The sequence below is a fragment of the Segatella copri genome (assembly GCF_019249655.2).
GTDB lineage: Bacteria > Bacteroidota > Bacteroidia > Bacteroidales > Bacteroidaceae > Prevotella.
The window spans coordinates 2,458,747-2,483,011 of record NZ_CP137557.1 but is presented as its reverse complement, the minus strand read 5'-3'; the positions used below and the strand labels follow the sequence as shown (position 1 = coordinate 2,483,011).

The 24,265-nt window shown below is 50.5% G+C and carries 18 protein-coding genes and 2 tRNA genes; 7 read left to right on the top strand and 13 right to left on the bottom strand.

What is annotated here, in order from left to right; all coding sequences use genetic code 11:
* Positions 1-99 precede the first annotated feature (99 nt).
* The 3 genes from dnaJ to KUA49_RS10080 form a co-directional block, all read right to left on the bottom strand.
* A complete protein-coding gene (dnaJ, locus tag KUA49_RS10090) occupies positions 100-1,263 on the bottom strand; it encodes a molecular chaperone DnaJ (RefSeq protein WP_203049975.1) in 1,164 nt (387 codons plus the stop codon).
* A 119-nt stretch (positions 1,264-1,382) separates the two neighbouring features.
* Positions 1,383-2,030: a nucleotide exchange factor GrpE gene (locus tag KUA49_RS10085; RefSeq protein ID WP_218411426.1), complete on the bottom strand. Its 648-nt coding sequence runs from the start codon at positions 2,028-2,030 to the stop codon at positions 1,383-1,385.
* 115 nt (positions 2,031-2,145) lie between these two features.
* Complete coding sequence (locus KUA49_RS10080) at positions 2,146-3,768, bottom strand: ABC-F family ATP-binding cassette domain-containing protein (RefSeq protein WP_218411427.1); 1,623 nt, start codon at positions 3,766-3,768, stop codon at positions 2,146-2,148.
* 216 nt (positions 3,769-3,984) lie between these two features.
* Here KUA49_RS10080 and KUA49_RS10075 point away from each other — a divergent pair, with 216 nt between their 5' ends.
* A complete protein-coding gene (locus tag KUA49_RS10075; RefSeq protein ID WP_256624721.1) occupies positions 3,985-5,031 on the top strand; it encodes an RluA family pseudouridine synthase in 1,047 nt (348 codons plus the stop codon).
* Positions 5,024-5,176 carry a sulfate transporter gene (locus KUA49_RS10070; RefSeq protein ID WP_203038479.1) on the top strand — a complete coding sequence of 51 codons (153 nt, stop codon included), beginning with the start codon at positions 5,024-5,026 and terminating at the stop codon, positions 5,174-5,176. Before KUA49_RS10075 ends, KUA49_RS10070 begins: the two co-directional genes overlap by 8 nt.
* A gap of 105 nt (positions 5,177-5,281) precedes the next feature.
* On the opposite strand, the gene KUA49_RS10065 is transcribed toward KUA49_RS10070, so the two are convergent.
* The 4 genes from KUA49_RS10065 to KUA49_RS10050 all read right to left on the bottom strand — a co-directional run bounded on the left by KUA49_RS10065 (position 5,282) and on the right by KUA49_RS10050 (position 10,243).
* Positions 5,282-6,763, bottom strand: a complete 1,482-nt coding sequence (locus KUA49_RS10065; protein WP_218411428.1) for a tagaturonate reductase — start codon at positions 6,761-6,763, stop codon at positions 5,282-5,284.
* A 302-nt stretch (positions 6,764-7,065) separates the two neighbouring features.
* Positions 7,066-7,136: transfer RNA gene (locus KUA49_RS10060), tRNA-Gly, on the bottom strand.
* 49 nt (positions 7,137-7,185) lie between these two features.
* Positions 7,186-7,258 (bottom strand) — tRNA-Thr (locus tag KUA49_RS10055).
* Positions 7,259-7,480: 222 nt separating this feature from the next.
* Positions 7,481-10,243, bottom strand: coding sequence for an ATP-dependent Clp protease ATP-binding subunit (locus tag KUA49_RS10050; protein WP_218411429.1), 2,763 nt, complete (start codon positions 10,241-10,243; stop codon positions 7,481-7,483).
* A gap of 332 nt (positions 10,244-10,575) precedes the next feature.
* On the opposite strand from KUA49_RS10050, the gene gyrA reads away from it, so the two are divergent.
* The 5 genes from gyrA to KUA49_RS10025 all read left to right on the top strand — a co-directional run bounded on the left by gyrA (position 10,576) and on the right by KUA49_RS10025 (position 16,541).
* On the top strand, positions 10,576-13,188 hold the full coding sequence (gene gyrA / locus KUA49_RS10045) for a DNA gyrase subunit A (RefSeq protein ID WP_218411430.1): 2,613 nt from the start codon (positions 10,576-10,578) through the stop codon (positions 13,186-13,188).
* 75 nt (positions 13,189-13,263) lie between these two features.
* Positions 13,264-14,472 (top strand): hypothetical protein, encoded by a 1,209-nt coding sequence (locus tag KUA49_RS10040; protein WP_218411431.1) that lies wholly within the window; start codon positions 13,264-13,266, stop codon positions 14,470-14,472.
* A 97-nt stretch (positions 14,473-14,569) separates the two neighbouring features.
* Positions 14,570-15,616, top strand: coding sequence for an iron ABC transporter permease (locus KUA49_RS10035; RefSeq protein WP_218411512.1), 1,047 nt, complete (start codon positions 14,570-14,572; stop codon positions 15,614-15,616).
* Positions 15,617-15,821: 205 nt separating this feature from the next.
* Positions 15,822-16,181, top strand: a complete 360-nt coding sequence (locus KUA49_RS10030) for a hypothetical protein (RefSeq protein ID WP_218411432.1) — start codon at positions 15,822-15,824, stop codon at positions 16,179-16,181.
* A 219-nt stretch (positions 16,182-16,400) separates the two neighbouring features.
* Positions 16,401-16,541 carry an N-acetylmuramoyl-L-alanine amidase gene (locus KUA49_RS10025; protein ID WP_218411433.1) on the top strand — a complete coding sequence of 47 codons (141 nt, stop codon included), beginning with the start codon at positions 16,401-16,403 and terminating at the stop codon, positions 16,539-16,541.
* Between the two features lie 92 nt (positions 16,542-16,633).
* Here the strand turns inward: KUA49_RS10025 and KUA49_RS10020 are convergent, their stop codons facing one another.
* The 6 genes from KUA49_RS10020 to dnaN all read right to left on the bottom strand — a co-directional run bounded on the left by KUA49_RS10020 (position 16,634) and on the right by dnaN (position 24,165).
* Positions 16,634-18,286 carry a tetratricopeptide repeat protein gene (locus KUA49_RS10020; RefSeq protein WP_218411434.1) on the bottom strand — a complete coding sequence of 551 codons (1,653 nt, stop codon included), beginning with the start codon at positions 18,284-18,286 and terminating at the stop codon, positions 16,634-16,636.
* Positions 18,287-18,305: 19 nt separating this feature from the next.
* On the bottom strand, positions 18,306-19,973 hold the full coding sequence (gene recN, locus KUA49_RS10015) for a DNA repair protein RecN (protein ID WP_218411435.1): 1,668 nt from the start codon (positions 19,971-19,973) through the stop codon (positions 18,306-18,308).
* A gap of 11 nt (positions 19,974-19,984) precedes the next feature.
* Positions 19,985-20,872 (bottom strand): DUF4835 family protein, encoded by an 888-nt coding sequence (locus tag KUA49_RS10010; protein WP_256624733.1) that lies wholly within the window; start codon positions 20,870-20,872, stop codon positions 19,985-19,987.
* A complete protein-coding gene (gene coaBC, locus KUA49_RS10005) occupies positions 20,850-22,100 on the bottom strand; it encodes a bifunctional phosphopantothenoylcysteine decarboxylase/phosphopantothenate--cysteine ligase CoaBC (RefSeq protein ID WP_218411437.1) in 1,251 nt (416 codons plus the stop codon). Before coaBC ends, KUA49_RS10010 begins: the two co-directional genes overlap by 23 nt.
* 2 nt (positions 22,101-22,102) lie before the next feature.
* The gene (locus tag KUA49_RS10000; RefSeq protein ID WP_218411438.1) at positions 22,103-22,966 is read right to left on the bottom strand and encodes a 3'-5' exonuclease; all 864 of its coding nucleotides are present in this window, start codon (positions 22,964-22,966) and stop codon (positions 22,103-22,105) included.
* Between the two features lie 71 nt (positions 22,967-23,037).
* The gene (gene dnaN, locus KUA49_RS09995; protein WP_218411439.1) at positions 23,038-24,165 is read right to left on the bottom strand and encodes a DNA polymerase III subunit beta; all 1,128 of its coding nucleotides are present in this window, start codon (positions 24,163-24,165) and stop codon (positions 23,038-23,040) included.
* Positions 24,166-24,265 lie beyond the last annotated feature (100 nt).

The window sequence follows — 24,265 nt, the reverse complement described above, 5'->3', positions numbered from 1 at the left end:
ATATATTAATGTATGAGATGAAAAAAGGCAATCTCATCACCGGCGATAGCCAATGCATGAGATTGCCAGTATTAATACTAAAAACTACAACTTCCGTTTTTACTTGAACAGGTTCTTGATGCTGTCGAAGATTGACTTCTTGTCAGCATTATCAGCCTTGAAGTTCTCGCATTCCTTGAACTTCTTCACCAGTTCCTTCTCCTCCTTGTTCAGAGTCTTAGGAATGTAGACGGTGATGTTGACGATGATGTCGCCTCTTCCGTAACCATATCCCTTGATGGCCGGCATTCCCTTGCCGCGAAGACGAAGCTGCTTGCCTGGCTGAGTTCCCGGTTCTATTTTGATGGTGGTCTTGCCTTCGAGTGTTGGAATCTCTATCTCGCCGCCAAGAACGGCTGTCGAGAAGTCGAGCACGAGATTGTAATAGAGATCCTTGTCCTGGCGTTCAAACTGCTCGCTCTTTTCCACGCGTACAATCACCTGCAGGTCGCCGTTCACGCCATTGTGCTTGCCGGCACCACCCTTGCCAGGAACCGTGACAACCATTCCGTCGTCAACACCTGCCGGGATGTTTACCTCTACCACTTCCTCGCCGGCAACGATACCCTCGCCGCCGCAAGCCTTACACTTGTTCTTGATTACATGGCCTTCGCCGCCGCAAGTAGGGCAGGCAGCCTGGGTCTGCATGGTTCCGAACATAGAGCGAACCGTGCGTACGGTGTAACCCGTGCCGTGACAGGTAGGACAGGTTTCTGGCTGAGAACCAGCCTCGCAGCCCGAACCGTGACAAGCCGTACAGGTCACGTCCTTGCGAATCTTAAACTTCTTGGTGCATCCTGTGAAGGCTTCCTGCAGGGTGAGCTTAGCCTGAACGCGCAGGTCTCTTCCCTGATACTGCTGTGGCTGAGCGCCACCGCCTCCAAAGCCACCGCCGAATCCGCTGAATCCCCCGTGTCCGCCGAAGATGTCGCCAAACATAGAGAAGATGTCATTCATGTCCATGCTGGCTCCACCACCGAATCCGCCGCCGAATCCGCCCTGAGGACCGTTGAATCCAAACTGGTCGTACTGCTGACGCTTCTGAGGGTCGTGCAGAACCTCGTAAGCCTCGGCAGCTTCCTTGAACTTTTCTTCCGCCTCCTTGTCGCCAGGGTTGCGGTCAGGGTGATACTTGATGGCTATCTTGCGGTAAGCCTTCTTGATTTCGTCTTCTGATGCCTGCTTATCTACGCCAAGCACCTCATAATAGTCTCTCTTAGCCATTGCTAATTCTTTATTCTAATAATGATGTTTCTTGAATGATATTCTCCTCCTTGATGATGGATAAACTGAAGCCAATCAAATTATAGGCAATTAAATCACGAAGATGATTGGCGCTCAGATTACTGACCTACGGCAACCTTGGCGTGACGGATCACTTTATCGTTGAGGGTGTAACCAGTCTGTACACAGTCGATTACCTTGCCCTTCTTGTCGTCGCCCATTCCTGGTACCATGGCGATGGCCTCGTGGAAATCCACATCGAAATCCTTGTCGGCAGTTTCAATCTTCTTCACGCCAAGACCCTCAAGTGTCTTTACGAACTTATTGAAAATCATCTGTACGCCTTCCTTGATGGCCTTAGGGTCCTCGCTCTTGTCGGCGAGTGCACGCTCAAAGTCGTCGAGAACAGGGAGGATGGCAGAAATGGTCTTCTCGCCGCCGTTGAGGATAAGGTCTGCCTTCTCCTTCATGGTGCGCTTGCGGTAGTTCTCAAATTCTGCAGTCTTGTAGAGCAGCGTCTTCTTGAGTTCTTCCACTTCCTGCTGAGCCTTGGTCAATGGGTCAACCTCAGCGTTCTCTGCCTTGTTGTCAGCGTTCTCTGCCTTGTTGTCAGCCTTAGCCGACTCATTGTCAGTTCCAGCTTCCTGCTCTTCGGCATTTGCCTCGGCATTATTCTCGTTTTGAGTAGCGTTCTGCTCAGCGTTCTCGTTAAGAACCTGCTCCTGAGCGTTACCGTCTTCAACTTTTATATTCTTTTCTTGTGACATAGTCTTAAATTTTTTAAACATGATTATTTTTTATTAGGTGTTTAACAAAGAGTGTGCCAATCCGATTCGCATCAGATTGGCACTCTCTCTATATATATAAATATGTGTATTCTGGTTACTGCTGCACACCATACATCTTTGCCTTCTGCTCCTTGATGGCCTCATCGTAGATATACTCGTCGTAAGACATGAGCTTGTCGATGGTTCCAGATGGAGTGAGCTCAATGATGCGGTTTGCCACGGTGTTGATGAACTCGTGGTCATGGCTGGCGAAGAGGATGTTGCCTCTGAAAGCCACCAGGTTGTTGTTGAATGCCTGGATACTCTCCAAGTCCAGGTGGTTGGTAGGAGTATCGAGAATCAGACAGTTGGCGTTCTGCAACTGCATGCGGGCAATCATACATCTCATCTTCTCACCTCCTGAGAGCACGTTCACCTTCTTCAACACTTCCTCGCCGCTGAAGAGCATTCTTCCCAGGTAGCCCTTCATCGCTACCTCGTTGCCTGGACCATACTGGCTCAGCCAATCTACCAGGTTCATGTCGCTCTGGAAGAACTCGGTGTTGTCGAGTGGGAGGTAGGCAGTGGTGATGGTTACACCCCACTTGTATTCACCTACGTCAGCCTTACGGTTGCCGTTGATGATCTCGAAGAGCGCAGTCATCGCCTTAGGGTTATGAGAGAGGAATACCACCTTCTCGCCCTTCTCGATGTTGAAGTTTACATTGTCGAAGAGCACTGTTCCGTCTTCATCGCAAGCCTTCAAGCCCTCAACCTCCAGAATCTGGTTGCCTGGTTCACGGTCCATCTGGAAGATGATACCTGGGTACTTACGGCTAGATGGGCGGATTTCCTCAACATTCAGCTTCTCCAACATCTTCTTGCGGGATGTGGTCTGCTTACTCTTAGCCACATTGGCAGAGAATCGGCGGATGAACTCCTCCAACTGCTTCTTCTTCTCCTCAGCCTTCATCTTCTGGTTCTGAGCCTGGCGGAGAGCCAACTGAGAACTCTCGTACCAGAAAGAGTAGTTACCGGCGAACATGGTTACCTTACCGAAGTCGATATCCACGGTCTGTGTACTGACAGCATCGAGGAAGTGACGGTCGTGAGAAACCACGAGAACAGTCTGCTCGATGTTGCTGAGGTATTCCTCCAACCACTCTACGGTGTCGAGGTCGAGGTCGTTGGTAGGCTCATCGAGGAGGAGGTTGTCTGGGTTACCGAAGAGAGCCTTCGCCAGCATCACGCGCACCTTCTCTGTGTTAGAAAGTTCACCTACGAGCTTATCGTGGAGTTCCTCTTTTACGCCAAGGTTCTGGAGCAGCTGGGCAGCGTTGCTTTCAGCCTCCCAACCATTCATCTCAGCGAACTTGAGCTCCAGCTCAGCAGCCAGGTTACCATCTTCCTCTGTCATTTCTGGCTTAGCGTAGAGGCGCTCGCGCTCCTTCATGTTTTCCCACAATGGCTGATGGCCCATCAGTACGGTGTCCATCACGCGGAACTCGTCATACTTAAAGTGGTCCTGCTCCAAAACGGAAAGGCGCTCGCCTGGTCCCATCTCCACAGTTCCCTTGTTTGGCTCCAAGTCGCCGCTGATGGCGCGGAGCAGGGTAGACTTACCGGCACCGTTGGCACCGATTACACCGTAAATATTACCATGAGTGAACTTGAGGTTTACATCTTTGTAAAGCACTCGCTTACCGAATTGAATTGCAAGATTTGTTACTGTAATCATTCCTTATTTCTAAATATCTTTTATCTGATTTTATCTTAATTTGGGTGCAAAGTTACGAAAAATTATTTGTATATCAATGTTTTATTGGCAAAAGTTACTAATTTTTAGTTAAAAAAGGGGCTCTTCTTTGTTATTTTGCAGAAAAGTCTTACTTTTGTAGGCTGAATTGGCACCAAGAGGGGCTGATCAAGACACAAGATAGCAACAAAACAAGAAATGAAACAACAGAATAATAAAGGAAATTTCAGTAAGCACAGCAACAATGCTTACGGCTATGGCAACCCCAACGAATACGACCACTACAAGGTGGAGAAACCAGCACAGCTGTTGGAGTGGCTGATGGAGAACGTGAAGGGTCCTAGCAAGACCAAGGTGAAGCAAACCTTGCAGGGTAGGGGTATCAAGGTGGATGGAAAGACCATCACCCAGTTTGACTACGCCCTGAAACCGGGCATGAAGGTGAGCGTAAGCAAGACCAAGAAGAACCAGGAGGTCTTCAAGAGCAGATACATCAAGATTGTTTACGAAGACCGCTACATCATCGTAGTTGAGAAGAACGTGGGTATCCTCAGCATGGCTGCCGGTCATTCTACGCTCAACGTGAAGACCGTATTGGATGATTACTTCCACAAGACCCGCCAGAACTGTCAGGCTCACGTGGTTCACCGACTCGACCGCGACACCTCGGGTCTGATGATCTACGCCAAGGATAAGCAGACCGAGCTTGCCCTGGAGGATGACTGGCATCATAACGTTTACGACCGCCGATATGTGGCCCTGGTTTCCGGAGAGATGGAGGAAGATGAGGGAACCGTAGCCAACTGGCTGAAGGATAACAAGGCTTATATCACTTATGCCAGCGATACGGACAATGGCGGCAAGTACGCCGTTACCCATTTCCATACCCTGCAGCGCACCACCGAGCATTCTCTGGTGGAATATAAGCTGGAGACGGGTAGAAAGAACCAGATTCGTGTGCATACTGCTGATATGGGACACCCGGTTTGTGGTGACATTAAGTATGGTAATGGCGATGATCCATGCGGTCGTCTTTGCCTGCATGCTTATGTGCTCTGCTTCTACCATCCGGTAACCCATCAGCCGATGGAGTTCGAAACACCGATTCCTAACGAGTTCGTCAGAGCGATGAAGGAAGACAGCAAGCCTTTCGACGAAAGAGGAAAAAAGTCATTTGATGAAAGAGGAAAGAAGCCTTTTAATGCAAATCGCAAGCCATTCAGAAAGGAGGGGCGCAATGGATAATTTCCTTTATTATGCTTTTGCATTGGCGGCTCTGGTGATTGGAATCGTTGTCTTGAAGAAGGTTGCCACCTGCATGATCAAGATGGTGGTAGGCTCCATTATGGTTTTGGTGCTCCTGGCCATTTATTGGCTTTACATTTCATGATGAAAATACTCTGATAAAAAATAAGTCCGGTAAGAATCAAGCCATGCTTGAACTTACCGGACTCTTTTTACTATCCTTTTACCTTGATAACTATTTCTTCTTCAATTAGAGGATGGTCTTCACAGCCTCCAACATACCCTTCTCCTGGATGAGGTCGAGATCCTTCTTAACCAACTCTGTCAAGCCAGGAACAGTCTCGTTCAGATTCTCATGCCAGATGTAGTCGAAGCCGAGTACACCCTCTGCCACCTTCTGGGTGTCGCCAGTAGCCCAAAGCTCAGTCAGCTTGTCCATGATCTTCTGGTCGTCGTTTGGCTGGATAGGAGCACCGTCCTCACGAACACCACCCTTATAGTAAGTGATGATGGCAGCAAGACCGAATACCAATCCCTGTGGCAACTCGCCCTTACGCTCCAGGTAAATCTTCACGCCTGGGAGGTCGCGAGTCTCGAACTTAGGGAATGAGTTCAGCATGATGCTGGTTACCTGGTGGTCAACGAATGGGTTCTCGAAACGCTCCAATACGTCAGAAGCGAACTTCTGAAGCTCGTCCATAGGGAGATTCAATGTCTGCATCAACTCCTCGAACTGTACCTTGTGGATGTACTTGCCCAATACTGGGTGCTCGCAAGCATCGCGAACGATGTTTACGCCGCTGAGGTATGTAACAGGGCTCAATACTGTGTGAGGGCCATTCAGCAAAGTAACCTTACGCTCGTGGTATGGCTTCTCGTTGTCTGTGATGAGAACGTGAAGACCAGCCTTGTGAGCAGGGAACTCCTCCTGCATCTGCTCTACAGTCATGTTCTCAGCCTTCTCGATTACCCAGAGGTGGAAGCTCTCAGCCTTTACTACGAGGTTGTCCTTGTAGCAAACCTTCTGCTGGATTTCCTTGATGGTGTCGCGTGGGAAACCAGGAACGATACGGTCTACGAGTGTAGCGCAAACATAGCAGTGGTTGGTGAACCACTCCTTGAAGCCCTCGTAGTCAGCACCCATGTCTTCCTTCCAAAGCTCAATATACTGGTAGATGCACTCCTTCAGGTGGTGACCGTTCAGGAAGATCAGCTCACATGGCATCAGAATCATACCCTTAGTTGGGTCGCCCTCGAAGAACTTGTAGCGGTGGAACAGCAACTGAACCAACTTACCTGGGTAAGAAGCAGCAGGAGCATCTGTGAACTTGCAAGAGTCATCGAATGCAATACCTGCCTCAGTTGTGTTAGAGATGATGAAACGCATCTCAGGCTGCTCAGCCAAAGCCATGAAAGCCTGGTTCTGAGAATATGGGTTCAGTGCACGGCTGATTACGTCGATACGCTCCAATGTATTGATTGCCTGGCCGTTCTCCTTACCCTGAAGGTTTACGTGATAGAGACAGTCCTGACCGTTCAGCCAGTCAACCATACCGCCAGCCAATGGCTGAACTACAACGACAGAACCGTTGAAGTCGGTCTTCTTGTTCATGTTCCATATAATCCAGTCAACGAATGCACGCAGGAAGTTACCCTCGCCAAACTGGATGATTTTCTCTGGCGCTACGCTCTTAGGAGCAGTGCGCTTGTTCAATGCTTTAAGCTCTTTCATGATTTATTATTTTGTCTGTTATTTGTTTTAAAATTAGTATACTTTTAAATTATACATCTATTTCTTTCTCTTTAATAAATGTTGTATAGAGATCAGATTTTCATATCTTTCTGAAATCTGATGCAAAGGTATAAAAAATATCGGTAGATTGTACCTCAAAACAGCAAAATTCGTGCGTAAAGGTTTACGCTGGGAAAGCAAAAAAAGAGAGCATGATGAAATAGAGAGGGTGAATGATGAAAAAAGGGATGATGATGAAAATGAGGGAGTGAATAATGAAAAGGGGGATGAAAGAATAGGAGAGCGAGATACGGGAGTCGAACCCGCCTCACAGGCTTGGGAAGCCCGTGCACTACCGATGTGCTAATCTCGCAATAAGCGTTTTGTAGTGCTATATTTATAAACCTAATAGATATATAAGGAGCCACGAGCGGGACTCGAACCCGCGACCCACGCATTACGAATGCGTTGCTCTACCAACTGAGCCATCATGGCTTTTTTCTCTTTTAGCGGATGCAAAGGTAATGAATATTTTTCAATTGATGAAATGATTTCCGAAAAGTTTTCATGCCGTTAACCATCATTAACAAAAGAACGAGCTGACTATCACTAGCCAGCTCGTTCTTCGTTAGAACGGCTTCCGCTGAAGCCGCCAATGAACTTGGAATCTTTCATTCCAAGTTCATTTTAAACTTTTTTTCTATTTTACTCTTTATATCATTTTTTATTTCTTTTGAATGTCAATTCGTCTTTCTTCACACTCTTCCCGATGCAGATGGTGTCGCCTGGCTGCAGGCTTTCTTCCATCAGCAGTTCGCAGAGTCCGTCTTCCACGTAGTTCTGGATAGCTCGCTTCAGTGGGCGAGCGCCGAATTGAACATCATAGCCCTTGGTTGCCACGAATTCCTTGGCCTTGTCGGTCATCTGGAAGTGGTAACCCTTTTCTTCCACACGCTTTACCAGCTTCTTCAACTCCAGGTCCACAATGCGCTTGATGGCATTGATGTCGAGCTGGTCGAAGGTGATAATCTCGTCGAGACGGTTCAGGAATTCTGGGGCAAACTGCTTGGCAAGGCTCTTCTGAACCACGCTTCTTGCGTATTCCTTGTCCTTCTCGCCGATAAGCGTACCCTCACCGCTCAGTCCGCCGGCATTGAAGCCCACGCCACGGCCAAATTCCTTCAGCTGTCGGGTTCCGGCATTCGAGGTCATGATGATGATGGTGTTCTTGAAGTCGATGAGTCGGCCGTTGCCGTCGGTCAGTCGGCCTTCGTCGAGCACCTGGAGCAGCAGGTTGAACACCTGGCTGCTGGCTTTCTCAATCTCGTCGAGCAATACGATGCTGTAAGGCTTGCGTCTCACCTTCTCGGTCAGCTGTCCGCCCTCGTCGTAGCCCACGTATCCCGGAGGCGAACCGATGAGTCGTGCCGTATTGTAGCCTTCAGCGTATTCGCTCATGTCGATGCGGAAGAGAGCATCAGCCGAACCGAAGAGTTCCTCTGCCAGTTTCTTGGCAAGATAGGTCTTTCCCACGCCGGTAGGCCCCAGGAACATGAACACGCCGATAGGGTGGTTCGGGTCTCGGAGTCCCATTCTGTTGCGCTGTATGGCTTTCACCACCTTATCTATAGCGCTATCCTGGGCAATGACCTCCGCCTTCAGCACATCAGCCATTTCCTTGAGTCGCTTGTTTTCCGATTCAGCCATGCGCTGCATAGGAATACCGGTCATTCGGCTGATTACGTCGGTCACTTCAGTCTCGCCAACCAGTGTGCGGTGGCTCGGGTCTCCGTGTTCCCATTTCTTTCGGATAACCTCAATGTCCTGCTCCTGCTTGGTCTGGCAGTCGCGCAGGGTAGCCGCCATCTCGAAATTCTGGCAAGCCACGGCAGCCTGTTTCTTGGCGACAATCTCGTTGAGCTTTTTCTCTGCCTCAATCAGTTCTTCCGGAACGGTGGCAGAATTGATATGGATATGTGAGCCCACCTCGTCCATCACGTCGATAGCCTTGTCTGGGAAGTTGCGGTCGTTGATGTATCTTTCGCTCAGCTTCACGCAGGCCTCCAGTGCCTCGTCGGTGAAGGTTACGTTGTGGTGCTGCTCATATTGTTCCTTGATGTTGCGCAGAATCTGCAGTGTCTCTTCCGGGGTAGTAGGGTCTACTATCACCTTCTGGAATCTTCTTTCCAGTGCTCCGTCCTTCTCGATGCTCTTGCGATATTCGTTCAGGGTGGTGGCTCCGATACACTGCAGGGTGCCTCTTGCCAGGGCTGGTTTCAGGATGTTTGCCGCATCCATCGTTCCCTCGGCGCTTCCGGCTCCAATCATCGTGTGAATCTCGTCGATGAAGAGGATGATGTCCTCGTTGCGTTCCAGTTCTCTGATGATGCCCTTGATGCGCTCCTCAAACTGTCCTCTGTATTTGGTTCCGGCTACGAGCCCGGCAAGGTCGAGGCTCACGATTCGCTTGTTGAAGAAGAGTGAGCTCTGGTCGCTGCCCTGCTTGGCGAGCAACAGAGCCAGTCCTTCCACGATGGCACTCTTGCCCACGCCCGGTTCGCCTATCAGCACAGGGTTGTTCTTCTTGCGTCTGCCCAGGATTTCAAGCACGCGGTTAATCTCCTTGTCTCTTCCAATCACGGGGTCGAGCTTTCCGCTCTTTGCCGCCTTGGTCAGGTCGAAGCTGTATTTGTCGAGGGTTGGCGTGTTCGATTTCGTGGTTTTCGATCCGGCACCGATTATGTTGGTCTTGTTGTTGCCCATGTTGCCCCCACGGTTTCCCTGGTTGGAATCAGCATGCTCGTCGCTGAAGTCGAGTGGTTCCTCGTCCGGGTCCATCAGGTCGCCTTCGTGGTCCTGCACGTCAGTACCTCCTGTAGCGATCATGTCTCCGTCGCTTTCCTCATCATTCGGTTCTTTGTTTCCTTCCGTTGCGTTTTCAATTTCCTGGGTGCGCTTATAGTTTTCCACCTCCTGGTTCAGCTTGTTGAGCTTGTCCTCAATCTCGTCGTGGTAGCTAGAAAGGTAGTCAAAGAGTTTGCTGTAAGTGAGTCCTTGTGTAATGAGCAGCTTGGCAGGGTCGCTCTGCTCGTTTTTCAGGATGGCGAGCAGCAGGTGGATAGGTTCCACCATGGCCGAATGTCCTGAGCAGAGACGTGCCTCTATGAGCGAATCGCTGATTACGGCAGAAGTCTCCCTGTTGTAGGTCAGTCCCTTGCCCTGTTTCCTTTTGTCAGTCTCCGGTTCATCTCCCTTCACGGATACTTCCTCCATCACCTTCTCCTGGGAGTCATAGAGAGTGGAGCGTAATACGTCCGCATTGATTCCGAAGTGGTCAAAGATGTCGTTCACCTGCTTGTTGTTTGCGTGCAGTATTCCCAACATCAGGTGCTCTGTGTTCACCTGACTTCTCAACATGCGGCTTGCTTCCTTGCCGCTGAAGTTGAGTACATCGTTGATATGTTGAAATGGATTTTGCATGTTTTATATGTTTATATTACGATGCAAAATTACACAATATTTTGGTATTATGCAAGAGTTTGGTCAACTTTTTAACTTATTTAATATACAATAAATGCTAAAATATCATTTTTTTCGGCTTCGAAGCATTTTGTTTCATTTATTTTTTGTACCTTTGTCGGTGTTTTCGGAAGCACAAAACGGCTTAGAACGCAAATAAATGCCCTTAAACGCGATTTTTCGCTTTTCGCAGGTGGGTGGTGAAACGCCATGCGGACGTCAGAATCCTGATGGCAGGGGCAGATGATACAATTCACTATATAAATAAGGTATAAACATTATTAATATAAGAAATGGACGAAAATCAGACAATGGATCATGATAGAATCATGAAGATCAACATTGAGGAGGAGATGAAGTCTAGCTACATCGACTATTCTATGTCGGTGATTGTGGCTCGTGCCCTCCCTGATGTGCGCGATGGTTTCAAGCCTGTGCATCGCCGTATTCTTTACGGTATGCTCGGTATTGGAAACACCAGTGACAAACCTTATAAGAAATGTGCGCGCGTGGTAGGTGAGGTGCTCGGTAAGTACCACCCTCACGGCGACTTTTCTGTATATGGTGCCTTGGTTCGTATGGGTCAGGAGTGGAACATGCGTTACACCCTCATCGACGGACAGGGTAACTTCGGTTCTGTGGATGGTGACTCTCCTGCAGCGATGCGTTACACGGAGTGCCGACTCTCGAAGATGGGTGAGCACATCATGGACGACCTCGACAAGGAGACCGTGGATATGATGAACAACTTCGACGACACCCTCCAGGAGCCTTCCGTGATGCCTACCAAGATTCCTAACCTGCTGGTAAACGGCGGTAACGGTATTGCCGTGGGTATGGCTACCAATATCCCTACCCACAACCTGGGCGAGGTGATTGACGGATGCTGCGCCTACATCGACAACCCTGACATCGATACCGACGGATTGATGCAGTATATCCCAGCTCCTGACTTCCCTACAGGTGCCACCATCTACGGCATCCAGGGCGTGAAGGACGCTTATGATACGGGTAGAGGAAGAATCGTGGTGCGCGCCACTGCCGAAATTGAGACTGGCGAGAACCACGACAAGATTGTAATCACCGAGATTCCTTACGGTGTAAACAAGGAGCAGCTCGTCATGGCGATTGCCGACCTTGCCAAGGAAGGCAAAGTTGACGGCATTGCCAACGTAAACGATGAGTCTGGCCGTCAGGGTATGCGCATCGTGGTAGACGTAAAGCGAGATGCGAATGCCAACGTTCTCTTGAACAAACTCTTCAAGCTGACCGCCCTGCAAAGCTCATTCTCAGTGAATTGCATTGCCCTGGTCAATGGTCGTCCACGTCTCTTGTCCCTGAAGGAATGCGTGAAGTACTTCGTAGACCATCGTCACGACGTAACTATCCGCCGCACCCAGTTTGAACTGAAGAAGGCGCAGGAGCGTGCTCATATCCTCGAAGGACTGATCATCGCCTGCGACAACATCGACGAGGTGGTTCACATCATCCGTGCCAGCAAGACTCCATCCGATGCCCAGCGCAACCTGGAGAAGCGATTCGAGCTGGATGAACTGCAGAGTAAGGCCATCGTGGATATGCGATTGAGCCAGTTGACCGGCCTGCGCCTGGAACAGTTGCACAACGAGTTCAACGAATTGATGAAGACCATCGACTACCTGAATCAGATTCTCAACGACCCAGAGCTTTGCAAGAAGGTGATGAAGGACGAGCTCAACGAGGTGAAGGAGAAGTATGGTGACGCTCGCCGCACCATGATCAAGCCAGACGACCACGAGTTCAACCCAGAGGATTTCTATCCTAACGATCCAGTGGTCATCACCGTGAGTCACTTGGGTTACATCAAGCGTACTCCATTGTCAGAATTCCGTGAGCAGGCTCGCGGCGGCGTTGGTGCCAAGGGTGCCCGCACTCGCGACAAGGACTTCACCGAGTATATCTATCCAGCCACCATGCACCAGACCATGCTGTTCTTCACCAAGAAGGGCCGCTGTTACTGGCTGAAGTGTTACGAGATTCCTGAGGGCGACCGCAACTCTAAGGGCCGTGCTATCCAGAACCTCCTCAACATCGAGAGCGATGACCAGGTGAATGCATTCCTCCGCCTCAAAGGCTTGAACGACGCTGAGTTCATCAACAGCCATTACGTAGTATTCGCTACCAAGAATGGTACGGTGAAGAAGACCAGCCTGGAAGCATACTCCCGTCCACGTGCCAACGGTGTGATAGCCATCAACATCGTAGAGGGCGACGAGGTGGTAGATGTTCGACTCACCAATGGTCACAACGAGCTGATTCTCGCCAACCGCAATGGCCGTGCCGTTCGCTTCAATGAGGACCAGATCCGCACCATGGGCCGTACCTCTACCGGTGTTCGCGGTATGCGCCTCGATGAAGGCGACGATGCTGTGATAGGTATGATTGTTGTCAACGACCCAGATCGCGAGACCGTGATGGTAGTGAGCGAGCAGGGTTACGGCAAGCGTTCCGACGTGATTGACTACCGTGTAACCAACCGTGGCGGTAAGGGTGTGAAGACCCTCAACATCACCGATAAGACCGGTCGCCTGGTAGCCATCAAGAACGTTACCGATGATAACGACCTGATGATTATCAACCAGAGCGGCATCGTGATTCGCCTTGCCGTTGCCGACTGCCGCGTGATGGGCCGTGCCACCCAGGGTGTCCGCCTCATCAACCTGTCGAAGAAGAACGATGTCATTGCCAGCGTATGCAAGGTGATGAGTTCAGAGCTCGAAGCTTCGGTAGAAGAAGAGAGCCGTTCGGCATGGGCCAAGAAGAGCGAGGAGATAGAGAACGATACAGTGGGTGCCAAGACAGCCGAAGAGGCAGCCGAGGCTGAAGCTGAGTTGGAGAATCATGAAGACGAGAACGTTCAGGAGTAACATCCTGAACACTCGTTCACATAATATTGAAGACGCGTAAAAAATCAATAACAACTTTTAAACTTTAAAGAGAAAATGAAAAAGTTAATCGTAGCTGCTATGTTGGTACTAGGTGCCACATCAGCATTTGCAGGCGACAGTGATGCACTTAAGGCTGTCATGAAGGCTAAGACTTACGCTGAGGCAGAGACATTGCTGAAGCAGAACCTGGGTCAGTTGGCTAACGACGCAGAGAAGGCCAAGGCCTACAACAAGCTCGTTGACCTCAGTATGAAGGCTTACAACGACCAGCAGAGCATCATGCAGACCAACCAGATCATGAAGAAGAATGATCCTATCGACGAGAACGCAATGAACGAAGGCGCTTACAATGCGCTGATGAATGCCATTGAGTGCTACAAGTATGATCAGCTTCCTAATGCCAAGGGTAAGGTAGCTCCTAAGTTCGGTGGCAACGCTGCCCGCGTTTGGGCTGCTCGTGTTCAGCTCGTCAATGCAGGTCAGACTGCAGCGCAGAACAACAAGGCTGATGAGGTTTTGAAGTACTGGGGTGCTTTCCTCGATACAGATTCTGAGCCTCTCTTCGCCGGCATCGACGCTAAGCAGAAGGATGGCGAGAAGGAGTATATCGGTCAGGTAGCTCTCTTCGCTGCACGCTATGCTTATCAGGCTAAGGACGCAGCCCGTTGCGAGAAGTATTGCGACATCGCCATGAAGAGCGAGAAGGAGGCTAAGGACGCCCTCAACCTCAAGCTCTATGTAATGAAGGACGGTTTGAAGACTCATGCCGACTCTCTGGCTTACGTAGACAAGCTCAAGGGCCTCTATGCTCAGGACGAGAACAACGATGTAATCCTCGACGGTTTGAACTCTATGTATTCTTCTATGAAGATGGAGAAGGAGCAGGAGGCGCTTCTGAACGCAGCCATCGCCAAGAACCCTAGCAATTTCGTTGCACTCGCCAACCTGGGTATGATGTATATCCAGAAGAACGATGCTGACAATGCCATCAAGAACCTGAAGCTGGCTCTTGCTGCCAAGCCAGACAACGTAACAGTGCTGACTTACCTCGGTGCCTGCTACAACAGCAAGGCTGGTGCTTTGCAGGATCCTAACGGTCGCAAGGTAGTTTACAAGGAGGCTATCAAGGTGCTCGACAAGGCTAAGGAGCTCGACCCAGAGAAGGCTCAGGCTAACTGGGGCTACACACGTTACCAGGCTTACTACGGCTTCTATGGTCCTACAGCTGCAGAGACCAAGAAGGCTGAAGAGGAGAGCAAGTAACAACGGGTGTGAACTCTTTTTGAAATAACTGAGATGCTCCGAGAAGAGTCGAACGACTTTTCCCGGAGCATTTTTATTCTTTAAACGTGAACTTATGATGAACAAAGGATTTTTATACGCCTTCGCCCTGGCTGGCACCATCATCCTGCTGTTTCTTGCCAATCTGGCATGGGGCAGCGTCAGCATTCCGTGGCGGGAGGTCATGGCGATTCTCTCGGGCAATTCCGCCGATTCCTCTTCCGAAACTTTCCGTTACATTGTTTTGGAATCCCGTCTGCCGCAAGCCATCACGGCATTGCTTTCGGGTGCAGCCCTTGCCACGAGCGGACTGCTTCTCCAGACGGCTTTCCGCAATCCCCTGGCGGGTCCTGATGTCTTCGGCATCAGCAGCGGAGCAGGCTTGGCGGTTGCCGTAGTGATGCTCGCCTTTGGCGGCACCATTTCGCTGGGCGATTGGGGCATGGGCTTTCTCGATACTGCCGATGGGGTGGCTGTCGGCGGCTTCCTTGCCATCCTGCTGGCTGCCTTTGTGGGGGCGATGCTGGTGATGGGAGTCATCACGTTCTTTTCAGCCATCGTTCGCAGTCATACGGTGTTGCTCATCATTGGTCTGATGATAGGATATCTTGCCAGCAGTGCCATCTCGCTGCTGAATTTCTTCAGTACGGCAGAGGGTGTGAAATCCTATATGGTTTGGGGCATGGGAAGTTTCGGCAATGTCTCGATGGGAGAGGTGAGATGGTTCATTCCCATTGCCATCCTCGGATTGCTGGCTTCTCTTCTGCTCATCAAGCCGCTCAATGCCCTGCTCTTGGGCGAACAGTATGCCGAGAATCTGGGATTTCGCATCCGCAGGCTCCGCATTGCCCTGCTGGTTGTTACGGGGTTGCTCACGTCGGTGGTAACAGCCTTCTGCGGTCCCATTGCCTTCATCGGTCTTGCCACTCCCCACATTGCCCGTCTTGTCATCGGCACGGAGAACCATCGCCGCCTGCTGCCAGCCACGATGCTCATGGGTTCCGTGCTTGCCTTGCTCTGCAATCTGCTCTGCACGCTGCCTTCTGATGGTGGAATCATTCCGCTCAATGCCATAACCCCGCTCTTCGGTGCTCCCGTTATCATCTATGTGTTGATTCGAAAATGACCGGAAATGACGTTCTGGGTTTGTGCCCATGTACATGAGGATTTATACCCGAGAACATGAGCACCGATACCCGAGAACATGAGCACTATTAACCGATAATTCCGGGTATAAGTGCCCAAAGCCTTGGGCAAAGTTGGGCAAAGCCTCGGGTACGTTTGCCTGATGGTTAGAATTGACTTTTCCTGGAATATCAACTCTAAGTTATTTGAAAAGTTATAGTGAGCAAAATTTACCAATAATTGCAATGTCTCTGTATGATTTAGATATTATTTTTTACTTGTTTCAACAGAAACATATTGTTGAATATTTCAAATTCCGCATGCAGTGTATTAAAAATGGCATATATGGAGTAAGCGAGATTTATTACATTGGTGCTTATTTAGCGAAAGTGATGGAAGGTAGTATCAAACTTAATAATAATAAAATACCAAGGGAGTACGCATTATATGCTGATTATATAATTAAAAAAAGTAAGAGAGAACATTATGCATATAAAGATGTAGATTGTGGTTTGGTGGAATTATTAGTTATGTTTCAGCCGAAAGAACCTATCGAATGTAAATAAATATAAAATACGGTATCAGTTGATAGTTCATAGATTGTCATTGGGTATGTATTATTAGGCTTAGATGTTGAAGAACTTGAAGCGGCAAGGCTTAATTGCTATGTTGCCAGACAGGCGTTATCAGAAAGTTTCGCCTATAGTTTAAATCCGGTCATTTCCGGTCATGGTCATTTTCGGTCATTTTGGTTTCCGATTTATTGGAATCCTTCATGACCGATTATGTCCCCCGAGCAGAAGGCGGCGCTGAAAGCGCTGATAGAGCAGCTGAAGGAGGAATATCCGGAGGCTGAGGTTCATGGACATAATGAATTCTCAAACAAGGCCTGTCCTTGCTTTGATGTGAAGGAGGAATTTCAATAAATAAAAATGCCCTGAAAGAGTAAAGCTTCGTGTTTAAAAGCTTTTCCCTTTCAGGGCGTTTATTTTAGTTTTTCCTCTTTAAAGTGTTTACTTTATCGACTATACTTCTTAATATATCCCTCTGCACGAGCATCACCCAGCTCCTTTGCCTTCGCCAGATTCTTCAATGCCTCGTCCTTCTGCTTCAATTCTATCTGAAGCAAACCGAGGAGAAGATAGCCATCAGCGTATTCCGGAGCCAGGGCTATGCACTGCTTGGCAGCACTGACACCTTCCTCAAATCTCTTGACACGCAAATCCAGACTTGCCCACTCGGCAAAAAACGTAGGCTCCTTTGGCGAAAGATAGCAGGCACGGGCTATGTCGATGAGCGCCGGCTGCCACATACGCAATCGAGTCTCACACTTGTAGCGGGTGTAGAAAAACTCCGGATTCACGGGGCGGGCTATGGAATCATACTGGTTGTAATCGGCCAAAGCACTGCGATACTCGCCCTGCTCGTCCAGGAACTGGCCACGAGCCAGATAGTAGTTTCCTGCCAATACTCCCGCATCCTTCGATGCTACGATGGCACTATCCAGAAGCACCCTGATTTCTGATGCAGGTGCCTTCAGACGAGTCTTCGACTGAGCTGCCTCCAGATAGAGCTCGCCGCTGCGGATGTCCGTCTTGGTTAAATCCATGAACATATCGTACGCCTTCTGGAAGTCACCCTTGATAAACCAGATGCGGGCTTCCTGATGCTTATACACCGGGTTCGCCTTGATGGCATAAGCCTTCTGCGCCTCCTCAATCGCCTTGTCGTAAGTCCACGCCTTGAAAGCTGAATCACCTTTATACACCAGTTTCTGACTGATCAGCTCTGAATAGTTGGAGTGAGCCTCATCCTTGGCGTTCGCCTTCTTAATGCCTTCTTCCATCAGTTTGGCTGCCTCCTCAAACTCGTTCTGCTCTACCAGAATCGTACCCTTCTCCTTGTATCCGAAGGCGGAGGTTGGGAAACTGGCGAGGAACTCGTCTGCATACTTGGTGTAGGCTTCACGGCTCAGCTGCGCCTTGTTGAGCGTCATCATGGTGATGGCGTCCTGCTCCACATCAGGCAGGGCGGTGCGGATGCCTGTCTCGCGAAGCGCTGCATCGAGGGTGGAAAGTCCCGTTACCTTCAGCTCCTTGGCATAGTTGGCGTCGATGGCCGTAACCTGACCGTTGCTATGCATGATTCCGATTACCTGACCGTCTTTGTTGACGAAAGGACAGCCCACGGCATTATCGGGCACGGTGATGGAGAAGATGTAGTAATTGTAGGTGGTCTTGAACTTCTCTACGCTTGAAATCTCCTCCTGCTGGAATGGTGACTTCTTGATGGAATAGGGAACGAGCCACACCTTGCTGCCTGCCTCCGATTCCTTGGCTGCGATGCGGGCGGCTGCGGTGTTGCCCACCACTCTGAACTTCGCCACATCGTAAAGCTCGTCGGCTCCGAGGAGGGCGTCTACCTCCATCGACTTGCCCGAAGCATCCACGATGCTTGCCTTGACGGCTCCGATGAATGGCTTGAAGGTACTGATGGCAGTTCCCTTGTTGTCAATAAATACACCCTGCGTGGATGAAATGATGTTTCCATCCTTGTTGAAGGTGGTGAGAGTAAATACGCTCTTGGCTGATTTCTGCACAGCTCCCGGTTGAGCGAAGAGGGACGATGCACCCAGCATCAGTCCCAACATAATCATATATATTTTCTTCATATTTCAAAAACAGTCGTTTTTATGGGCGGTTGGACCTCAGCAGTTCCCTAGCATTGGCGAGTGCCGCCTGCGTAATGTCGCTGCCGCTGAGCATCTGGGCAATTTCCTCCACGCGCTGCTCGCTGTTGAGTTCCTTCATCTGCGAGATGGTGCCCTGTTCGGTTTCCTCCTTCAGCACCTTGTAGTGATGGCTTCCCTTGGCTGCTATCTGCGGCAGGTGGGTGATGGAGATGACCTGTCGTTCCAGGTGCCCCATCTCTGCCATGATGTCTGCCATCTTTTCGGCTATCTTGCCGCTCACGCCCGTATCGATTTCGTCGAAGATGATGGTTGGCAACTTCACGGCACCGCTGATCATTGCCTTGAGCGAGAGCATGACGCGGGCGATTTCTCCACCCGATGCTACCTGGGTGACAGGCTGCAGCGGCGTGCTCTTGTTGGCACTGAAGAGGAAACTAACCTTGTCGGTTCCGTTGCTGCTCAATCCCTTGTCGGCGAAGGCAATCTCGAATCTTACGTTCGGAATGCCCAGCGGAACCAGGCGCTGCTTCATCTCAGCCTCTATCGTCTTTGCCGATTTCTGGCGCACGGCGGTGAGCAGGGCTGCTTGCTTCCGGGCTTTTTCGAGCAGGATGGCTACCTGCTTCTCCAGGGCTTCCACCTGCTCGTCGCCACCATCGATGCTGGAGAGCTGACTGGCAATATGGTCACGGGTGGCAATGAGGTCTGCCACCGAATCTACACGGAATTTCTGCTGCAGGGTGTAGAGCTGGTCGAGGCGGGTGTTGATGGTTTCCAGACGGTTGGGGTCGAAGTCAACACTATCCACGCTATGGCTGATTTCCTGGGCGATGTCTTTCAGTTCGATATAACTGCTTTGCATGCGGTCGGAAATCTCGGCCATGCTCGGATACACCTCACGAATATTTTCCAGTTGGTCAGTAGCGGTTTTCAGTTTGTCGAGTATGCTGTTGTCGTCGCCGTTCAGGGCGTTGTCTGCCTCGTAGAGGGCGGTCTTGATGTCCTCGCTATGGCTCAGGGTTTCTGCTTCCTGTTCCAGCTGCTCAAGTTCTCCTTCCTTCAGCTGTGCGTCTTCCAGTTCCTTCAGCTGGAATCGCATGAACTCTTCGTTCTCGCGGTTTTTGAGAATCTCTTCCTTCAGGTTTTCCAGTTGAACCTTTGCTTGATGGTAGGCCTTGTAATCCTTCTGATAGGCAGCGAGTTGCTTGTTGTCCTGGGCGATGATGTCCACCACGTTCAGCTGGAAGTCTTCCTTCTGCAGCAGCAGGTTCTGGTGCTGCGAATGGATGTCTACGAGCTGTTCGCCCAACTCTCTCATCCGGGTGAGGGGCACAGGAGTATCGTTGATGAAGGCACGGCTTTTGCCTGCCGCCGTCAACTCTCTTCTGATGATGGTGTCGTTGCCATCGTAGTCGATGTCGTTGTCATCGAAGAACGCCTGCATTCCGTATCTCGAAAGGTCGAAATGGGCTTCTATCACGCAGCGGTCTCTGCCTGCCTTGATGGCCTTGGTGTCGGCTCTGTTACCCAGGAGCAGACCGATGGCGCCGAGGATGATACTCTTTCCGGCTCCCGTTTCTCCGGTGATGACGGAGAAGCCCGGATAGAGTGCAATGTTCAGCTCGTCGATGAGTGTGAAGTTCTTGATATATAATTGCTTGAGCATAATTGGTTATATTATTCCTTTATCTGGTCCCAATATTTGTTTTGCGACGGATTGATGGAGGTGAGGATTTCGAACACGGCTTCCTTCTCCTTCTGGGTGCCCTTGCCCTTGTAGATGTTGGCAAGTTCATCCTTCTTGTAATCCGTCCAGATTTGTGGCAACATGCTGAGCGGGCGATTCTCCTTGGCTTTCTTCAGTCCTGTTTCCAGGGCTGTGGTTATCTCGGTTCTGCCTCGTTCCGCATTGTTCGCCATCTCGTCGAGTCCCTTGCGGTAGTAGTCGTACTGCAACTGGCGGAAGGGCTCCATCGAGCCGTCAAGATAGTCGTTGATGATGGCGAAGCGGTTGCGGTCGTTGTCGAAAGCCTTCCAGCCCGGGTAGTCGAGGTTCTGCGCATTGTTGGTGAGATTCATGCAACGCTGCAGCACGTCCTCGCCACCCTTGGGCGAAAAACTGTCGAGGTCTAAACCGATGAGAAGATACGCATAGTAGGCGAAGAGGGCAGTAAGCTGGTTGTCTATCTGCTCCTCGTTGAACTCCAGCTGGTCGAATTCGGCAAACTTGAACGTGAAGTTTTCATCCACATTATTATATAAGGTGGAGGTGTAGGCCGAATTATACACCGGGCGGTTGGCCTGGATGGTAGCCTTGCAGGTAAAGATGCCCTGGTCTTTATCATACTTGGTTACCTGCAGGTTGAAGTTGCACACGATGCGCTCGTTCTTCTGAAACTGAAGATGAGTCCATTGGCGGTCGTTGACAAACTGCTCCAGGGTTTGTTGCAGATTGTCAAACACGCTTTTCTCCGTGCCCGAGATTTGGGCATGGTTGATGGTAATCTTTGCCTGCAGTTCCTGCGCCACGAGGGGTGCAGGATTACAACAGACGAGCCAGCTCATCAATGATGTCGCGAGCCACTTCAGTCTTCGGTTTCTTTTCATATTCTTTCTTTCCTTTTTCCGAGATGATGGTAATCTGGTTGTCGTCGGTGCGGAAGGTAGTGCCCGGGTTGCGAGTAGAGTTGAGCACGATGAAGTCGGCGTTTTTCTTCACTCTCTTCTTCTGCGCATTGTTCTCTTCGTCGTTGGTTTCCAGGGCGAAAGCTACGATTCGCTGATGTTTTTGTTTCATCCCTCCCAGAGCTGCTGCAATGTCGTGGGTAGGCACCAGGGTGAGTTCCAGGTCATCCTTCTCGCGCTTGATTTTCTTGTCGGCCACGGTGCTCGGCTTGAAGTCGGCAACGGCGGCACAGAGGATGGCAGCATCGGTTTGCCCGAACGCCTGGGTTGAAGCCTGGTACATTTCCTCGCAGCTCTCCACGTTGATGCGGTGGATGGCGGGACTGCAGCTGAGGGCTACCGGACCGGCGATGAGGGTGACGTCAGCACCACGGCGCAGACATTCTTCGGCGAGTGCGAATCCCATCTTTCCCGACGAATAGTTGCCGATGAAGCGAACGGGGTCTATCTTCTCGTAGGTAGGTCCCGCCGTGATCATCACTTTCTTGCCGGATAAATCGAGCGAAGCCTCAGCCTTCACTTCAGCATCAGCATTGCCTTCAGCTTCTTTCTCAGAATCTGCTTCCATCTTGAAATATCTGTCGAGATAATCCACGATGACATCCGGTTCCTCCATGCGTCCCTTGCCTTCGAGTCCGCTGGCGAGGAATCCCACTTCCGGCTCGATGATATGGTTGCCGTAGCTGATGAGTGTCTTCATGTTTGCCTGGGTAGACGGATGCTTGTACATGTCGAGATCCATGGCTGGTGCGATGAAGACGGGAGCCTTCATGGAGAGATAGGTGGTGATGAGCATGTTGTCGGCAATGCCGTGTGCCATCTTGCCCATGGTAGAGGCGGTGCAGGGAGCGATGAGCATGGCGTCCGCCCAGAGACCGAGGTCAACGTGCGAATTCCAGGTGCCGTCGCGCTGCGAGAAGAACTCGCTCACCACGGGCTTGTGGGTGAGTGCCGAGAGGGTGATAGGGGTGATGAACTCCTTGCCCGCAGGGGTGATGACCACCTGCACCTCGGCACCTCGCTTAATCAGTCCGCGTATGATGAGGCATGATTTATAGGCTGCAATGGAGCCCGTAATGCCCAATACGATTTTCTTTCCTTTCAGCATAATTATTTTCCCATTCTCTTGTTATACTCGCGCAGACGGATGCGGGTGAGTACCTGCTTGGTATTGTTGGTGAACTCGCTGCCCAGAATCCAGGTGAAGTAGCCCGGGTCCTTGGTGAGAACCTCTGCAACATCCCAGCCTTTGTACTTGCCGAAGTTGAACACTTCGTGCTTCTGCGGTTCGCCCTTCTCATTGAGAATCACGTTGCCCTGGGCATCCTTCAGCTCCTGCCATACGATGCGGCCTGCAAAGTCAACATTGTCATTGTGCTTTGAGAATTCGGCAAGCTCGTCCATGTTGTTGTTGAGCACGCGGTCTGCTTCCTCCTGAACACCAGGAGCATAGCGGTCGAGCTCGCCCATCAGTACGCGATAGGTGGCCTCGGTATCCTGATCGGCACGGTGGGCCTCGAAATCCTCCTCCATCTTTCTGCCGCAGTAGAACTTGTAGGCTGCGGCAAGGTTGCGGCGCTCCATCTTCATGAAGATGGTCTGGGCGTCGATGAGACGGCACTTGGAGAAATCGAAGTCGATTCCGGCACGCAGGAATTCCTCGGCGAGCATCGGAACGTCGAAGTGGTTGGAGTTGTAGCCGGCGAAGTCACAGCCGGTGAACTCCTGGCTCAGGGTGGCAGCCAACTGCTTGAAGGTTGGCGCATCCTTCACGTCTTCGTTGGTGATTCCGGTGAGTGCAATCACCTCTTCAGGAATCTGCTTTTCCGGGTTTACAAACAGGTTCTTACGAATCTCTGTTCCATCCGGGTTCACCTTAATATATGAAATCTGAATGATTCTATCCTTTACCATGTCAAGTCCCGTGGTCTCCAGGTCGAAGACGATGAGGGGCTTCGTTAAATTTAATTTCATTTCTTTTATTTTTGGTTCTTGATTATTTTCCTGCCTTTTGCCTGGCAGAACGTAAAAGAGCCTATGGCTCCTTAGTCGTTAAGGAGCATAGGCATGATGAGCATCAGAACGTCTTCGTTCTTTGGCTGCTCTGACGGGATCACGATTCCGGCGCGACTTGGGTCGGCAAGCTGGAAGATGACCTGCTCGCTGGTAAGATTACCCAGGATTTCCATCAGGCTGCTTCCCTTGAAACCGATGTTGATGGTTGAACCTGAGTATTCGCAAGCCAGAACTTCCTTGGCAGAAGTGCTGAAGTCGATATCCTCGGAAGAAACCTCGAAGCGGCCGTTCTCAATGTGGAAACGGATGAGCTGGCTGCTCTCGCTGGCGAAAGGCAGCACGCGGCGCAATGCGCTCTGCAGGGCCTTGCGGTCTACGGTGATCTTTGCGGGGTTGTTGGTTGGAATCACAGAGTTGTAGTTAGGGTAGCGGCCGTCGATGAGTCTGCATCTCAGCACGCCGTCGCTGAACTGGATTTCTGCGCTGCGCTCATCAAACTTGATGGTAGCCTCATCTTCCTTGCTCAGGATGTTCTTGAGCAGGGTGGCTGGCTTCTTTGGCAAGTTGAAATTGGCAGGAGTCTCACTCTTGATGGTGAAGTTCTTGCTTCTTACCAGTTTGTGGCCGTCGCTTGAAACAATGGCAAGTGCCTCTGGAGTCAGGTCGAAATAGATACCGTTCATCACTGGGCGCAACTCGTCTGCCGCTGTAGCGAAGAGAGATCGTGAGATGTTGTCAATCAGAATCTCGGTAGGGAGGGTGATGACGGTGCATCCCTCGCCCATAGGCTGAGAGCGTGGGTAGTCCTCGGCATTGATACCGGTGAAGTTATAAAGACCATTCTGATATACAATCTTCATGGCGTAAGCGTCGGAGCTGTTATCGACCTCGAAGCTGAGAGGCTGCTCTGGGAGTTCCTTGAGGGCATCGATGACTACGCGTGTAGGCACGCAGAATTCACCTTCGCCTTCGCACTCGGTCAGGGCGATAGTACTCTTGATGATGTTGTCACTGTCGCTGGCGGTGATGTTCAGTTCACCGTTTTCAATCTGGAACAGGAAATTCTCGAGGATAGGCAACGAGTTTTTGCTGCCAATCACCTTCACAAGCATGTTGAGCTTGCTGCTCAATGCTGAACTTGATACTGTAAATCTCATGAGTCGTTATTTTTATTATTATTTATTTTCCTTATTTTAATTTGCGCACGCCCCAGTTTGGGTGCCCTTTCGCAATTATGAGTACAAAAATACAAAAAAT

Coding starts and splice junctions, on each gene's coding strand:
- dnaJ (WP_203049975.1), bottom strand. CDS start 1,263: ATGGCTAAGAGAGACTATTATGAGGTGCTTGGCGTAGATAAGCAGGCA.
- KUA49_RS10085 (WP_218411426.1), bottom strand. CDS start 2,030: ATGTCACAAGAAAAGAATATAAAAGTTGAAGACGGTAACGCTCAGGAG.
- KUA49_RS10080 (WP_218411427.1), bottom strand. CDS start 3,768: ATGATTACAGTAACAAATCTTGCAATTCAATTCGGTAAGCGAGTGCTT.
- KUA49_RS10075 (WP_256624721.1), top strand. CDS start 3,985: ATGAAACAACAGAATAATAAAGGAAATTTCAGTAAGCACAGCAACAAT.
- KUA49_RS10070 (WP_203038479.1), top strand. CDS start 5,024: ATGGATAATTTCCTTTATTATGCTTTTGCATTGGCGGCTCTGGTGATT.
- KUA49_RS10065 (WP_218411428.1), bottom strand. CDS start 6,763: ATGAAAGAGCTTAAAGCATTGAACAAGCGCACTGCTCCTAAGAGCGTA.
- KUA49_RS10050 (WP_218411429.1), bottom strand. CDS start 10,243: ATGCAAAATCCATTTCAACATATCAACGATGTACTCAACTTCAGCGGC.
- gyrA (WP_218411430.1), top strand. CDS start 10,576: ATGGACGAAAATCAGACAATGGATCATGATAGAATCATGAAGATCAAC.
- KUA49_RS10040 (WP_218411431.1), top strand. CDS start 13,264: ATGAAAAAGTTAATCGTAGCTGCTATGTTGGTACTAGGTGCCACATCA.
- KUA49_RS10035 (WP_218411512.1), top strand. CDS start 14,570: ATGAACAAAGGATTTTTATACGCCTTCGCCCTGGCTGGCACCATCATC.
- KUA49_RS10025 (WP_218411433.1), top strand. CDS start 16,401: ATGTCCCCCGAGCAGAAGGCGGCGCTGAAAGCGCTGATAGAGCAGCTG.
- KUA49_RS10020 (WP_218411434.1), bottom strand. CDS start 18,286: ATGAAGAAAATATATATGATTATGTTGGGACTGATGCTGGGTGCATCG.
- recN (WP_218411435.1), bottom strand. CDS start 19,973: ATGCTCAAGCAATTATATATCAAGAACTTCACACTCATCGACGAGCTG.
- KUA49_RS10010 (WP_256624733.1), bottom strand. CDS start 20,872: ATGAGCTGGCTCGTCTGTTGTAATCCTGCACCCCTCGTGGCGCAGGAA.
- coaBC (WP_218411437.1), bottom strand. CDS start 22,100: ATGCTGAAAGGAAAGAAAATCGTATTGGGCATTACGGGCTCCATTGCA.
- KUA49_RS10000 (WP_218411438.1), bottom strand. CDS start 22,966: ATGAAATTAAATTTAACGAAGCCCCTCATCGTCTTCGACCTGGAGACC.
- dnaN (WP_218411439.1), bottom strand. CDS start 24,165: ATGAGATTTACAGTATCAAGTTCAGCATTGAGCAGCAAGCTCAACATG.